The organism is Paenibacillus vandeheii (genome assembly GCF_030433635.1).
Taxonomy (GTDB): Bacteria; Bacillota; Bacilli; order Paenibacillales; family Paenibacillaceae; genus Paenibacillus; species Paenibacillus vandeheii.
Genome location: NZ_JAROCD010000004.1, coordinates 339,243 through 352,973, shown reverse-complemented (window position 1 = coordinate 352,973; position 13,731 = coordinate 339,243). Strand labels below are relative to the sequence as shown.

Annotated in this window: 15 protein-coding genes; 12 read left to right on the top strand and 3 right to left on the bottom strand. The window is 44.8% G+C overall.

Annotated features, from left to right (window positions below):
* Positions 1 to 41: 41 nt before the first annotated feature.
* Positions 42 to 539, bottom strand: coding sequence for a DinB family protein (locus P5G61_RS09590; RefSeq protein WP_301246241.1), 498 nt, complete (start codon positions 537 to 539; stop codon positions 42 to 44).
* 377 nt (positions 540 to 916) lie between these two features.
* Between P5G61_RS09590 and P5G61_RS09585 the strand changes: the two genes are divergently transcribed.
* The 6 genes from P5G61_RS09585 (at position 917) to P5G61_RS09560 (ending at position 8,857) form a co-directional block, all read left to right on the top strand.
* Positions 917 to 3,976: an ATP-binding response regulator gene (locus P5G61_RS09585; protein WP_301246240.1), complete on the top strand. Its 3,060-nt coding sequence runs from the start codon at positions 917 to 919 to the stop codon at positions 3,974 to 3,976.
* 2 nt (positions 3,977 to 3,978) lie between these two features.
* A complete protein-coding gene (locus tag P5G61_RS09580) occupies positions 3,979 to 5,283 on the top strand; it encodes a sensor histidine kinase (protein ID WP_301246239.1) in 1,305 nt (434 codons plus the stop codon).
* A gap of 225 nt (positions 5,284 to 5,508) precedes the next feature.
* Positions 5,509 to 6,663, top strand: a complete 1,155-nt coding sequence (locus P5G61_RS09575; RefSeq protein WP_301246238.1) for a response regulator — start codon at positions 5,509 to 5,511, stop codon at positions 6,661 to 6,663.
* Between the two features lie 112 nt (positions 6,664 to 6,775).
* The gene (locus P5G61_RS09570) at positions 6,776 to 7,144 is read left to right on the top strand and encodes a DUF4180 domain-containing protein (RefSeq protein WP_301246237.1); all 369 of its coding nucleotides are present in this window, start codon (positions 6,776 to 6,778) and stop codon (positions 7,142 to 7,144) included.
* A gap of 51 nt (positions 7,145 to 7,195) precedes the next feature.
* The gene (locus P5G61_RS09565) at positions 7,196 to 7,678 is read left to right on the top strand and encodes an SRPBCC family protein (protein ID WP_301246343.1); all 483 of its coding nucleotides are present in this window, start codon (positions 7,196 to 7,198) and stop codon (positions 7,676 to 7,678) included.
* 33 nt (positions 7,679 to 7,711) lie between these two features.
* On the top strand, positions 7,712 to 8,857 hold the full coding sequence (locus P5G61_RS09560) for an SGNH/GDSL hydrolase family protein (protein ID WP_435874109.1): 1,146 nt from the start codon (positions 7,712 to 7,714) through the stop codon (positions 8,855 to 8,857).
* Between the two features lie 105 nt (positions 8,858 to 8,962).
* Here the strand turns inward: P5G61_RS09560 and P5G61_RS09555 are convergent, their stop codons facing one another.
* Complete coding sequence (locus P5G61_RS09555; protein ID WP_301246235.1) at positions 8,963 to 9,502, bottom strand: dihydrofolate reductase family protein; 540 nt, start codon at positions 9,500 to 9,502, stop codon at positions 8,963 to 8,965.
* Positions 9,503 to 9,570: 68 nt separating this feature from the next.
* Here P5G61_RS09555 and P5G61_RS09550 point away from each other — a divergent pair, with 68 nt between their 5' ends.
* The 5 genes from P5G61_RS09550 to P5G61_RS09530 all read left to right on the top strand — a co-directional run bounded on the left by P5G61_RS09550 (position 9,571) and on the right by P5G61_RS09530 (position 12,598).
* The gene (locus tag P5G61_RS09550; protein WP_301246234.1) at positions 9,571 to 10,479 is read left to right on the top strand and encodes a helix-turn-helix transcriptional regulator; all 909 of its coding nucleotides are present in this window, start codon (positions 9,571 to 9,573) and stop codon (positions 10,477 to 10,479) included.
* A gap of 262 nt (positions 10,480 to 10,741) precedes the next feature.
* Positions 10,742 to 11,008, top strand: coding sequence for a CD3324 family protein (locus P5G61_RS09545; RefSeq protein ID WP_079348281.1), 267 nt, complete (start codon positions 10,742 to 10,744; stop codon positions 11,006 to 11,008).
* 159 nt (positions 11,009 to 11,167) lie between these two features.
* On the top strand, positions 11,168 to 11,392 hold the full coding sequence (locus tag P5G61_RS09540; protein WP_301246233.1) for a hypothetical protein: 225 nt from the start codon (positions 11,168 to 11,170) through the stop codon (positions 11,390 to 11,392).
* 95 nt (positions 11,393 to 11,487) lie between these two features.
* Positions 11,488 to 11,712, top strand: coding sequence for a hypothetical protein (locus P5G61_RS09535; RefSeq protein ID WP_301246232.1), 225 nt, complete (start codon positions 11,488 to 11,490; stop codon positions 11,710 to 11,712).
* Positions 11,713 to 12,028: 316 nt separating this feature from the next.
* Positions 12,029 to 12,598, top strand: coding sequence for a hypothetical protein (locus P5G61_RS09530; protein ID WP_301246231.1), 570 nt, complete (start codon positions 12,029 to 12,031; stop codon positions 12,596 to 12,598).
* Here the strand turns inward: P5G61_RS09530 and P5G61_RS09525 are convergent.
* Positions 12,590 to 12,946 (bottom strand): winged helix-turn-helix transcriptional regulator, encoded by a 357-nt coding sequence (locus P5G61_RS09525; protein ID WP_094938245.1) that lies wholly within the window; start codon positions 12,944 to 12,946, stop codon positions 12,590 to 12,592. The genes P5G61_RS09530 and P5G61_RS09525 overlap by 9 nt on opposite strands.
* Positions 12,947 to 13,099: 153 nt before the next feature.
* Between P5G61_RS09525 and P5G61_RS09520 the strand changes: the two genes are divergently transcribed.
* Positions 13,100 to 13,708: a flavin reductase family protein gene (locus P5G61_RS09520; protein ID WP_301246230.1), complete on the top strand. Its 609-nt coding sequence runs from the start codon at positions 13,100 to 13,102 to the stop codon at positions 13,706 to 13,708.
* Positions 13,709 to 13,731: the final 23 nt, after the last annotated feature.

Genomic DNA, 13,731 nt, shown 5'->3' with positions numbered 1-13,731 from the left:
TTTGTGTGATAACATAAATTATTCAGAAAAAATTCCGACCATTAGCCAGGGAATCCGCCTCCTGGTGGCGGCCATGCACCGTAGAAGCGACGCAGCAGCACAATCTCGCCCAGATGGTACGAGTTATGAGATGCGATGTTGCGCAGAAGTCCGGCTTTGGTTTCGCCTGGGAAATACGGCAGGGGGTCATCCAACTGAACTGTTTCGGCAATCGTTACCGCTCGATCCACCCCATTCAGGAATGCCTGAATATCCTTCTCCCACGCGGCTTCATCCTGAGGGCCTGTCTCTTCAGGCCAGCTCTCCATCACACTAGCCGGAAGCTGTGGCTTTCTTCCTTCCAAGTGCTCCAGCATGAATTGCTGCCAGTAATGCATATGTTTCACCAGTTGATAGATACTGTAGGGCATATGTTCATGTTTGCGATTAGCTAGTTCTACGCTAATGTCCGGTAGAGCGCGTTTGATACGAATATGTCCGCGTTCTCCGACTAGTGATTTCACCAAGGCTTGTCCGAATAGTTGGTTGGCCTCCGACATGTGGATCATCCTCTCTTTGTTCATCTGATTGAGCTAATGGATATGTAATTAATAGTATACAATTAAATTTTATAAAATTAAAATAAAAGGAGAATCGATACCTGTTAAAAGCAGTCGATGACAGTAAAATGACTTCAGAACCATAAGAATCCCTATGATATAATGCTGTTATATAGAGAGATGGATTATGATCTTTGGAGTGTAGAAGCAGTATAGGCAGTAAAGGCTTTTGTCTGCCAGAATGGAGAGAGACTCAAGCAAGTTCAGAGTCAGAAAAAATACATATGCAATCTTTACATAACTCTTTACAACATAAACCCAGCTCACGTTACAAACACATGGCCATCCTTATTATTTTTTTGGGTGTCTTATTAACAATGCGATGGGCCTGGTCTGTCATTTTTTACGTTTCCAATGACCATATGGCTGTACAAGGCGTTCTCGACCTGCGCGGAGTGGACCTGGATAACTCTCCCGCGATGTTCGCCAATGGAGAATGGGATTTCTATCCCGGAGAGCTGCTGACACTCAGGGATATTAAGGAAAGAGAGGAACAAGCGAGTACTATCGTTGTTCCTGGTTCATGGCGAGATTCCCTCCATCAAGAGGAAGGAAGTTCATTCGGATATGGGACGTATCGACTTCGTATTTTGACTGAGCCGCTGAAGACACCTCTCGAGTTCTGGTTTAAGGATATTCAGAGTTCATCCGAGATTGAACTTAACGGAGAAATGATTGGTGGAGCAGGACGGGTGGCGACGAATGAGGAAGACTACACGCCAGACAGAACCTCATACATTTCCACCTATGAGCAGGCTGGAGCTACGTCAATGGATGTGGTCATTCGTGTCGCCAACTATGATCACCCCTACAAAGGTGGAGTCGTTAAACCTGTGCGTTTTGGTTCTCAGGCCGCAGTGGAATTCGTACATAGACATTCTGTCGCCTTCCAGCTGGCTATTTTTATTATTCTCATTTTTCATACGGTTTACGCTGCTATTCTCTATGCATTACATCCCCAGGAAAAGGCTCTTTTTGTTGCTGCGATGCTAACCCTGACAGTAGCCATCACGATTATAGTTGGTCATGATAATATACTGCTGCAATGGCTTCCCATTAATTTTACCTGGAGTCTTAAAATAAGAGTGATTTCTGTATTGTGGCAAAATGTGTGCATTCTCTTATTATTCCAAAGGTTATCTGCGGTCAACCTGCATAAAACATGGCTCCGCTTTTATTTGATTATAACGGTCATCTATAGTATTACCTTGGCCGTGTTGCCTGTCACGACAGTCTATACCATCATTCACTACAATCTAATTAATGCACTTATGCTGGCATCCATTGTGTGGTTTGGGTATCTCGTGATTCAGATGATGATTCGAAGTCAGAAGGACCATGACCTTATATTTCTGCTGCTTACTGCTGCAGGCATTCTGTCCAACGTATTATGGAGTGCCCTTGAGAGCAATCAAAGCCGCAGTACTGTATATTATCCGATTGATCTTGTTCTGGCGATTATTGGTTTCTCTTCTTACTGGTTCAAGAAGTATTTCCGGAATGCCAGGGAAATAATTGATTTGTACACAGAGTTGAAGAAGGCAGACAAAATTAAAGACCAGTTTCTTGCCAATACTTCACATGAGCTTCAAACGCCACTGCATGGCATTATGAGTATTGCACAAAATCTGGTCACCCAACAGAAGGATCGATTCGATCAGCGAAGTCTGAAGGATATGGAATTATTGATTACCATCAGCCGGCGGATGTCTAATCTGCTGGGAGACCTGCTTGATGTGGTCCGTTTGAAGGAACAGCACATTGTGCTCAAGCAGGAGCCACTGTCCATCCAGTCTGTTGTACCTGGAGTTATTTCAATGCTGCAATTCATGGTGGATCGAAAACCCGTCAGCCTCAGGATGGAGGTGCCGGAGTCCTTTCCTTTCATTTGGGCAGATGAGAAGAGACTTGTTCAAATTTTATATAATCTGCTGCATAATGCGATGAAGTATACAGAGGCAGGAACCGTCTCCGTGCGTGCGGAAATCCACGAGGGACGTGCGTTTATACACATTGCAGATACAGGAATTGGCATGGATGAGTCCACCTGTCTACGGATATTCCTTCCTTACGAGCAAGGGGCTTATGGAATCAATGATGGACAGGGAATTGGTCTTGGATTGAGCATCTGCAAGCAGCTTGTGGAACTACATGGTGGAGTACTGACCGTTCAGTCTCAGCCCGGGAAGGGCTCCGAGTTCAGCTTTGATATGCCGATAGCACAGGGGGTTACTGTCTCAAATCCACAGTTTGTTCGGACAGAGGAAGAGGCAGGGAATTCGAATCACGATACCATGGATCAATGGGGAATTCGTGCTTCCGATGAACGGATGGAAGTGGCCACCGGGTTGGAGCATCTGCCGCCTTCACATGAGACTACAGCTTCCATTCTTGTGGTTGATGATGATCCGGTTAATTTGGATGTCCTCGCAAGTATGCTATCCACCGAAGCCTATACCATTGTTACTGCCCACTCGGGACAGGAGGCCATGGAGCTGCTTGGAACACGACAATGGGATCTGCTTATCGCAGATGTGATGATGCCCCAAATGTCAGGATATGAGCTAACACAGAAGATCAGGGGACTGTTTTCAATGTCAGAATTACCTGTGTTACTGTTGACCGCACGGAGCCAGCAGCCCGATATTTATACGGGCTTTGCTTCCGGGGCCAATGATTATGTAACGAAGCCTGTAGATGCGCTTGAATTAAAATATCGAATCCGGGCACTGATCACATTAAATCATTCCATTAAGGAACGATTGCGCATGGAAGCTGCGTATTTACAAGCTCAAATTCAGCCGCATTTCCTGTTCAATACACTCAACTCCCTAATGGTATTAAGTGATATCGATACCGAGCATATGAGGAAGTTGGGCGAAGCCTTCTCATCCTATTTGCGAATCAGCTTCAATTATCTGAATACCGGTGAATTGGTGAAGTTGTCCCACGAGTTGGAACTGGTACAGGCTTATCTGTTTATTGAACAGACACGCTTTGAAGATCGGTTGACGATTGAATGGAATGTGGAGCCGAATCTGCAATTGACTCTACCTCCGCTGTCTATTCAGCCATTGATCGAAAATGCCGTTAGACACGGACTGTTAAATAAGAAAAAAGGTGGTACGGTGTATCTGACTATTGCTCAACAAGAAGGGTATACCCGTATTGAAGTAAGGGATAATGGCATAGGTATGGCGCCGGATAAGGTTGCCCGGCTGCAAGATGCCAGGCTGAATGGAACTGGCGGAATCGGTATTGCCAATACCCATCGCAGGTTAACCCAATTGTACGGCGGCAAGGGATTAGTGATTGTAAGCAAGCTGGGTGAAGGGACGATAGTTTCGTTTGATATTCCGATGGTAGGTGGATTATGAGCATGCGCAGTTGGGTTCGAAACGAAAATGTGCAAATGTTTGCTGTTGCTCTTGCTACAGCTGTAGGAGCGCTTTTTAAAATAAATCCTTTTCGGGAGGATTACTTCCGGATTGGTCTGGGTGTAAGTATACTTTTATTTTTGCTGATGATTATGCCACATCTGTCTTATGTGAAGACGGGGATTTTGGCGGGGATTGCGAACTTCATCTTTCAATCGGCTGATTTACTGAATCATGTCCATTCGATCTCAATCATCGAAAGCATGCAGGATAATCTGGGCGCGGGAGTATATTATGTCGTATTCACCTATGGCCTCAGCAAGTTCAAGAACAGATTCCATGAGATACCGCCTCTTCTGCTGGGTGGATTAATTACGTGCATTGATTTTTCATCTAATCTTGTGGAGCTGTTCATCCGCGGTGTGTTGAGTGGGACAAATATTTTTTATATGAAAGAATGGCTTTATCTGCTGGTGGTCGGTGGTTTGCGAAGCTACTTTATCATCGGGCTGTATAACAGTTTTGCGGTGAGGCAGATGCGATTGCTGCATGCTGAGCAGGAGAAGCGGATGGAGCAGATGCTGAGCGTTAACTCAGGTCTGTACGGTGAAGTCTTTTATCTGAAGAAAGCCATGAATACGATTGAGGGCATTGCCGTAGACAGCTACGACCTTTATCAGGATCTCAGAGAGCAGGACTTGAACCAATATAGCCAGCGGACGCTGGGCATTGCTCAACAGATTCATGAGGTCAAAAAGGATTCCCAACGTATCCTGGCAGGTCTGTTGAAACTGTATGATAGCGAAAAATCAGTGAATATGAGTCTTGCCGAGGTACTGAATTTTGCGACCAAAGGAAACCGGAAATATAGTGAAATGCTGAGCAAAAAGATTGAGATCCATTTGGAGCAGCAATATGATTGCGACTCCCCTTACTACATTCCTCTCTTGACGGTGATGAACAATCTGATTGCTAATGCCGTGGAAGCCATTGAGAATGAAGGAACGATCCGGATTCGGGTTTTGCAACAGGATGGAAATGTGCATTTTGAGGTCATCGATTCTGGAAAAGGTGTGCCAGAGGCGAAGCGAGACGTGATCTTCGAGCCAGGGTATACGACCAAATTCAATGAAGTGGGCATTGCAGCGACCGGAATCGGCCTGTCCCATGTACGTGATATCGTTCAGTCCCTGGAAGGACAAATCAGTGTGGGCTCGGCTCCGCATGGCGATAAGGGTTCCGTATTTGTCGTATCCATTCCCAAAGCGAATTTAATTAAGGATGCCCATGGTCAAACTCACGAGTAGGCCATGGGTTTTTAAGTATTTTCATCTATGCATAAATCGGACGCTTCAAGTTTGTTTGGTTGAGTTAAAAGTTCCCAATAGGCCAGTTTATCAAACTGATTTCAACAAAACATATACAATGGATTCTTAAGAAATTCTCATGCAAAATGAATAAGAGAACCGTAAACTGCTGTGCTATAATGATGATTAAAATTCGATGACAGCTGGGTCGAGGAGGAAGCTCCTGTGAAAGTCATATTGGTTGACGATGAACGATTGGCACTGATTGGGCTTAGAAAATCGTTAGAGAGTGAAGTAGACGGGATTGAAATTGTTGCTACATATTCAGACCCAACAGAGGTGATGACAGGTGTACTTATTCATCGGCCTGATGTTGTATTTCTGGATATTCATATGCCGGAAATCGATGGGTTGGATCTGGGTCGGCAGATTCAGGCAGCCGCACCGGGAGTCGAAATTATTTTTGTGACCAGTTATGATCAATATGCTGTACGTGCTTTTGAGTTGTATGCGTTGGACTATATCATGAAGCCGATCCAACAAGGGCGTCTGCATCAAACCTTATTACGGGTAAAAGAAAAATTGAAATTAAAGCGTGCGAATATAAAGCGGGATTCCAAGTTGCCGTTAATTTGCTGTTTTAATCAGCTGCAATTTAAGCTGCCGGGTATGGACACACAGACTGTCAAATGGCGTACCAGCAAAGCACAGGAATTGTTCGCATATTTACTGCATCATCGCAATCAGATCGTTTATCGCAGCACGTTACTTGAACTTCTCTGGCCGGAACTTGAAGAGTCCAAGACGTTACATCAGTTGTACACTGCAATCTATCATGTACGCCAAACGCTAAAAGCCAACAATATGGATATGATCACGATTCAGAGCGGACACCTGGAAGCGGGATACAAGCTTGAAATCGGGGATGCGCAAGTGGATACCGAGCTATGGGAAAGCGAGATGCGACAATGGAAGGTCGTGGACGCTAGTACGGCTGACGCTTATGAACATGTGCTGAGTCTGTACAAAGGCACATATCTCGGGAATTATGAGTATATCTGGGCGGAACATGAACGGGAAAGACTTCGCTATTTATGGTTGTATCATATGAGACAGCTATCTGAATTCTACGAGCAGCAGGGGATGCAGAGAAAAGCGATCGAGATAACTGAATGTATCCAGGATATGCTTCCTAACGATGAAGAGAGCTGCTTCACACTCATGAAACTATATGATTCGATAAATGAGGTTCTCGGTGTAGAGGAACAGTATCGTCTTTTAACTACCAGAATGCAACAGGATTTGGATATGCCGGTCAGTGAACATATCAACGAATGGTATCAAAGCTGGAAATCCGGTGCCCATAGCATTGGAAAGTAATAGCCTAGGAACCCATATCGAACAGAACATATCATTCGTTATAAATATATACTGATCCTGCTGCTTATTTTGGTGCATTAATTGGGATTATCGAGGGGAAAGGTGAAGTGAAATGAATATAACGATTGATCAACAGGGCAGCTCCAAAGTTGCCATCATCGAAAGTAATGACATCATCATTAACAATGTTCAAGATGCACTGGATTTGATGGCTTCTGTGAATTACACGGATGATGCTCATAAAATCCTGATTAATAAATCCAACCTCAACGAAGATTTCTTCGAACTGAAGACCAAACTTGCAGGTGATATTTTGCAGAAATACGTGAATTACCAGGTGAAGCTTGCTATAGTCGGAGAGTTTGATGGATACAATAGCAAAAGTCTCAAAGACTTCATCTATGAGTGCAACCATGGCAAGCATGTTTTCTTTTTGAACAACAAAGAGGAAGCGCTTCAGGCCTTGCATAACATCGGTTAAACCACATATTCACATTCTGTAGTCCATCTATCGTAATGGAGGAGGTACATGATGATCGCTGATCTGAAGCAAACCCCAACTGGAACCATTGCCCGTTTCGAGCGTCATTGGAAGCATTCTGTAGAAGAGGTATGGTCTTATTTAACGGATAACGACAAGCTGGCAAAATGGTTCACCGAATTGCAGGTGGAGGAACTGCGGGAAGGCGGAGTGATTAGGTTTAATATGCCGGATGGTACGTTCCTGACTCTTCAAATTCTGGACTTTGTGCCGCATTCTATTCTCGAATTTACATGGGCAGAGGATCAGGTTCGATTTGAATTACAACCGGAATCGGATGGGTGCCGGTTGCTGCTGATCGAGAAGATAACTAAGATCACAAGTCATACCGCCAAAGACCTTGCCGGATGGCATGTGTGCCTGGACGTAATTGAAGCGCTGATGGATGACCGCACACTGGAGTCGCGTGAAGTTGAATGGAAAGCCTGGTTCGAAAAATACCAGAAGCATGTTGAAGAGTTCCAGTCAATGTAGTCATAGGATACTGCCCCTCTGTGGGGAATGATCATGAGGGAGGAATGGTTCGTGAAGCCGAATGCCAAGTTACGAACTTATGCGCTATCTGATGTGGAGAATCTCAAAATACACGGAAGAACAACCGGAAACCGGGCATCATTAACGTTGTTTTGGACAGGAAGTGCAGTTGAGCTTAATGTACAGGGTGCAGAGCTTTGGGTAGAGATCGAATCCAATTACGACATGTACGAACCATGGATTAGCATCCTGGTTAACGGTGTTCCGGTGAGCAGACAGATGTTAACGGCGGGAAGGTATTGGATCTGCGTATTCCGTGGCATGAACGAGAATGTGGTGAAAAATGTACGCATCGTCAAAGATGTACAAGCCATGAATGGAGATCCGGGCTGTTCCTTGCAGATTCATGCGGTGAAATCGGACGGTGTCTTCGTGCCTGTAGAGGAGAAACCGTACAAGATCGAATTTATCGGTGACAGTATCACATCTGGAGAAGGTGCGATTGGAGCCAAAACGGAAGAGGATTGGATTCCAATGTGGTTCAGTGCCATACATAATTATACGGCCATGACGGCAGACGCGTTGAATGCAGAATATCGTGTGATTTCGCAGAGCGGCTGGGGTGTGCTAACGAGTTGGGATAACAATCCGAATGCGAACATCCCTGATTATTACGAGCAAGTCTGTGGATTGGTGACCGGAGATCAAAACAAAGCACTTGGCGCAGGGGACAAGCATGATTTTAAATCCTGGCAGCCGGATGTAGTGGTGGTTAACCTGGGAAGCAATGATGGAGGAGCCTTTCAGACACCTGAATGGAAAGATCCCGTTACCGGAAAGGTATTCAAGCAACGCTTGAATGAAGATGGCACTTATCATGAAGAGGATCTTGCTGCCTTCGAGAATGCCGTGACCCGATTCCTGACCCTACTTCGAAAAAACAATCCAGAAGCGCAGCTCGTATGGGCATACGGCATGCTTGGATTCCCGATGATGCCAGCAATCTTACGTGCTGTTGATGCGTATACGAAGCAGTCTGGCGATACGAAGGTCTCGGTTATACAGCTACCCAATACGACCGAGGCGACAATTGGAGCCAGAAGTCATCCGGGTGAGTTGTCTCATCGAAGAACTGCTGAAGCGTTAGCGGCATATCTGAAGGAAATTCTGAAATTTTAATTTACAGTTTAAATCGGCAGAGCCAGACCTCTCTTGAACAAGAAAGGACTGGCTCTGTTTTTTTGCCTCTTGGATATCTGAGGAGAAGATTAAACTAAACTGCTCTTATTTTCCTTGTACCTGATAGCGGATCGAAACGATCTGTCCCAGCGTCTGCGTATGAATCATTCTGAAATGGGTGGGTACCGTTCCTGTTGGAAATAGGGGAATGCCTTCACCAAGGATTTTCGGAATAATGGCAATCTCAACCTCTTCAAGCAGTTGATGTTCCAGAACGGCTTGGACCAGCTGGCCACCACCTACAATCCAGATATCTCCGTTGGAGTCTTGTTTCAATCGGGGAATCAGGTTGTCCACAGCCTCGTCCGTAAATTGTACATGTGGCGCAGGGGCTTGTTTGGAACGGGATAGTACATACGTCGGACGGTCCGCATAGGGGAATTCATCCGACAACTTGAGCACCTCTTCATACGTAAGTCGTCCCATCACCACCGTTCCAATCGTTGAATAAAACTCGCTATACCCGTTATCGCCACCATCGCCTTCCACATCAAACAGCCAATCTACCGAACCATCCGGCCTTGCAATGTACCCATCCAAGCTCATCGCAATGTATAGCACAACTTTATGATTAGACATATCCATCGCTCCCTTCTGAATTATATGATACACTCTATCTATGACAAAAGTTGACGTAGTTAGGTGAGGTGAATATGAATAATCGAAAACTCGCATTGATGCGACTTATGGATTCGAGAAAGAAATTTACGGCTCGTGAATTGGCGGAGCGTTTTCAGGTGTCGATCCGTACGATCCAGCGTGATCTGAATGATCTGCAGGAACTTGGATTTCCTTTGTATACAGAGGTTGGGGTGAACGGGGGTTACCGAGTGCTTCCTAATCGGATATTGCCACCCCTTCAACTTACACAGCATGAGGCGTTGGGTCTTTTTATGATGATTGAATATTTGGAGAATGTACCGGATTTTCCGTATGGATCGATTCGTGAGCATCTGGCCGAGGAATATTATTCAACTTTACCTCAGGATGTACAGGATCTGATTACACGTATGAGACAGCACATTACGTTTCTTCAACATCATGCTGTGCAGGCCGAGGCGTTAACAACAGAGATATTAGGCGCGGCAGTCGATAAAAAAGAGATTGAATTTATATATCATTCCCGGCAGGGACATAAAAAAGTACAGGCTGTTCCCATCGGCATCTATTATGATCACGGGTATTGGTACATGCCGGCCCAGAGGAAGGATCGGGTACTGTTGTATCGGGTGGATCGCATGCAGGAACTGGTTATGCTGGATTCGATCGACGAGTCGGTTCCAAGCCTGCAAGAGTGGCTGAATTTCAAGGAAAACAGAGAAAGCGTGGAAGTCGTGCTGCAATTCACGGATTTCGGCGCGAGACTGGCAGGATCAGATGTACTGTTCAAGTCGGTTGAAGGTAATGAATGGCGAGGACTGGTGCCGCCTGAGGAATTCCCTTTTACAGCGCGAAAGCTGCTCTCCTATGGGCCTGAAGTGAAGGTGATTGAGCCGCTGGAGCTGCAACAACAAGTGAGAGAGATGCTGGAACGGAGTTTGAAGCAGTACAATACGTTGTAAAAGGATATCGCGTTCTCATATTGAAGTTATAAGAGTACCATAAAAGTACCTTATTATAGGATTTACCGAATGGGGGGCTACCATGATTCAATTCATAAGAAGTTTCGCGATCCGCTCTATGCAGAGTCCATGCGATGAACAACGGCGGTTGTTTGCATAGAGCTTGAAATCCTTTTCCGCCACACCAGTATAGTGGGTTTAAGAATTGTTCATCGGTTGACTCTGCTGCCTTAAAGATCCTAACTTTTAAGGAGCGGAGCATATGAAATATATTAACGCAGATACCATCTTTCCGGAAGAGTTGTTGAAGGAAATCCAGCGCCATATCCCTGGCGGATTGGTGTATATCCCCAAACCGAAAGAAGCCCATCAAAAGTGGGGCGAGGGTTCTGGAAGCAGGATGCTTTTGAAGCAAAGGAACGATGAGATCCGCCAGCTATTCGCTGCGGGTATGTCCATTGACCAGCTTATAGAACGATTCTGTTTATCGATCGACAGTATCAAGAAAATTGTCTATTCCAAAAAGTGATTAAACGGTTAGAGCCGCATTCGAGCAATCGAATGTGGCTTTTTGTGTAGGGATTGATTTAAATGATTTGTTGCCTATATTGTGCAGAAGAAGAGCAATACAATGAGATTATAGGACTGTTACTAACAACACATTACGTCAGCCGTAGGGGGAGCCAAATTGAAAATTGATGTACAATTAACGCATAACAATGAGGCATACATCATCAAAAACATGTACCCTCTATACCTTCATGATTTATCCGGACATTATGGTCTAAATGCAGAACACACTCCGAATCAACATGGGATTTTCGAGGAGAGTAATGATTACCAAACGTTGCAAGATCAATATGATGTCCAGAACATATGGTGGGAAAAACCGAACGTTCTCTATGATTTTTAATTAGAGTAGATGGTGTACCAGCAGGTTTTGTATTTGTAGCTACCGCGCCTCATTGTTCGGCAGATACGGATTTCTTTATAAACGAATTCTTTCTGATGCAGCCATTCAGAGGTGTGGGGATTGCAGAGTATGCTGCAAAAGAGGTATTCCAGAGATATCGGGGACGATGGGAGTTGTTCACGAATCCTTCAGAGAAAAATAAAGCAGGTCAACACTTTTGGCGAAAGACCGTATCGAATTATACGCAAGGAAACTATACGGAGCTGCAGGATCAAACCTATGATGGTGAAAAGTTAATCTTTAGATTTTCAAATTATTAAAGTTCTCTATTAATTTATATGAAAGGGGCCAGAGGAGTAATCCAGAAGGCTTCTTTTTTGCATTTGCATTTCTGTGTACTTAGCCCGTAACAATCGCAAGCTTTATTCATCCGGAGTACGATGTAGCCAGCAAGTTTTTAAACAGGGTCCAGTTGTAATTTTGATAATTATTCGATGGTCCGGCCTTGTGTAATTGACTGTTTATTCTACTCTGTTGTGCCACATACGCTGGACATTTTATCCATATTAAGGTGATAATTTAAAGTGATAAAGATACGAAAGGGTTTGATCAACAATGCGCAAGTTAGCTTATGTTATGAGCGGATTATTTCTCTCATCCGTCTTGATCATGGGGTGCACCTCATCCGAAACGACAGAAATTTTACAAGAGACGCCACCTGCTTCAGAACAGCTGAGTATCGTGACTAATCAGAAGGCATCCGCGGAAGATGAGCAGCAGGCTCTCGAAATGGCATTGGAATACAAAGAAACAGAACTCACCGTTGATTATAAAGACTATGAGGATACTCTGACTATGGAAGGGCTATTGGCCAAAGGAGAGACCATGAAGCCGTTCCTGACTACAAAGAATTATGAAGCTTACATGGCTAATCGTTATATTACACTGTCCCTGCTGGTTGCAGACAAAGAAAAGGCTCTATTGCGTCCGGAAGACATACAGGCCAAGATCAAAGAGAGTAAGAGCGATTGGATGCTCGTGGAGTACACGCTGAATTTGGTATTTACGAATTATGATGGAGAAGAAACGAAGACCATTCCGTTAGAAGGGGAGATTACCTTTTTACAGGAACAAGGGGAATGGCGCATTCAGGACGACACATACAATATGAAGGCATTCTTAGAGATCATCAATAAGTCATTGTAATTCATTTAGAGTCTGTGAGTCTGGTACGTTGTGTACTCCCCATTTGCATATTTCCTCAAGAATCGGCATCAGACTCTTGCCTCTTAGTGTTAAGGAATACTCGACCTTCGGTGGTGTCTGGTCATATTCCACTCTCTTCACAACATCATCGCGTTCCAGATCATTCAGTTGGGAGGTTAGCACTTTGTACGTAATTCCAGGGACACGTCGCTTGAGTTCTCCGTACCGTGTAACCCCATGAAAGGCAAGTTGATACATGATCTTCATCTTCCACTTTCCGCCAATGATGGACAAGGTGTAGTCAAATGGAGTCAGCTCTTCCTCCTTGGTTGTACTTGGTTTATCCATGTTGGAGATGCTCCTTCGAGTAGGTACGCACTTTGAAGTGCGTACTTTTTTTGTACTGAATATGTGTATATTCTTAAATCAACTATATTGGTCCCATTGTATTTTGTAAACCGATGGAGCCGCGGATGGGAATGGAAGAAAGGACGTGAAGGATTGCCAAAACATAATGCAAAGGAGTTTGTAACAGGAGATCTCTCTGTAGAGGAAATGTACAAACTGATGATCGGTTCGGTGGTACCGCGGCCTATTGCGTGGGTTTCCACGAGGAGCAAGGAGGGGGTTCTTAACCTGGCGCCCTTTAGTTTTTTTACCGTAGCATCGCGAAACCCGCCTACACTGCTCATTTCCATTGGACCAGGTGTGGGCAATAGGGAAGGTACCGTCAAAGATACACTGGTTAATATCCGAGAGACGGGGGGGTATGTCATTAATGTGGTCCCAGCATCGTTGGTAGAGTCGATGCAGCGATCGTCTGCTGACCTGGCATCAGAGGAAAATGAATTTGAACGAGCAGGTGTTACGCCTAATCCGGGCAAATGTGTGAATGTGCCTTCCGTGCTTGAAGCTCCGATTGCCTTTGAACTTACACTGGATCGGATTATTGAGGTGGGTACAGATCATCTGGTTCTTGGAAAAGTAGAGCAAGCTCAGGTTGATCATGAGGCTTATGCGGGTGATTTTAAAATAGCAATAGAGAACTGGCTTCCGGTAGCCAGTCTAGCCGGAGATTATGCCTTAATCAAAAGGGCATTTACCGTATGAATCGGGACCTAATGAGCCCCTAC

What these genes read in the sequence shown, in the direction of transcription:
- P5G61_RS09570 (WP_301246237.1), top strand. Translation starts at nt 6,776, where the DNA reads ATGAATATAACGATTGATCAACAGGGCAGCTCCAAAGTTGCCATCATC.
- P5G61_RS09590 (WP_301246241.1), bottom strand. Translation starts at nt 539, where the DNA reads ATGTCGGAGGCCAACCAACTATTCGGACAAGCCTTGGTGAAATCACTA.
- P5G61_RS09555 (WP_301246235.1), bottom strand. Translation starts at nt 9,502, where the DNA reads ATGGATATGTCTAATCATAAAGTTGTGCTATACATTGCGATGAGCTTG.
- P5G61_RS09545 (WP_079348281.1), top strand. Translation starts at nt 10,742, where the DNA reads ATGAAATATATTAACGCAGATACCATCTTTCCGGAAGAGTTGTTGAAG.
- P5G61_RS09580 (WP_301246239.1), top strand. Translation starts at nt 3,979, where the DNA reads ATGCGCAGTTGGGTTCGAAACGAAAATGTGCAAATGTTTGCTGTTGCT.
- P5G61_RS09525 (WP_094938245.1), bottom strand. Translation starts at nt 12,946, where the DNA reads ATGGATAAACCAAGTACAACCAAGGAGGAAGAGCTGACTCCATTTGAC.
- P5G61_RS09550 (WP_301246234.1), top strand. Translation starts at nt 9,571, where the DNA reads ATGAATAATCGAAAACTCGCATTGATGCGACTTATGGATTCGAGAAAG.
- P5G61_RS09565 (WP_301246343.1), top strand. Translation starts at nt 7,196, where the DNA reads ATGATCGCTGATCTGAAGCAAACCCCAACTGGAACCATTGCCCGTTTC.
- P5G61_RS09585 (WP_301246240.1), top strand. Translation starts at nt 917, where the DNA reads ATGCGATGGGCCTGGTCTGTCATTTTTTACGTTTCCAATGACCATATG.
- P5G61_RS09535 (WP_301246232.1), top strand. Translation starts at nt 11,488, where the DNA reads ATGCAGCCATTCAGAGGTGTGGGGATTGCAGAGTATGCTGCAAAAGAG.
- P5G61_RS09530 (WP_301246231.1), top strand. Translation starts at nt 12,029, where the DNA reads ATGAGCGGATTATTTCTCTCATCCGTCTTGATCATGGGGTGCACCTCA.
- P5G61_RS09560 (WP_435874109.1), top strand. Translation starts at nt 7,712, where the DNA reads ATGAGGGAGGAATGGTTCGTGAAGCCGAATGCCAAGTTACGAACTTAT.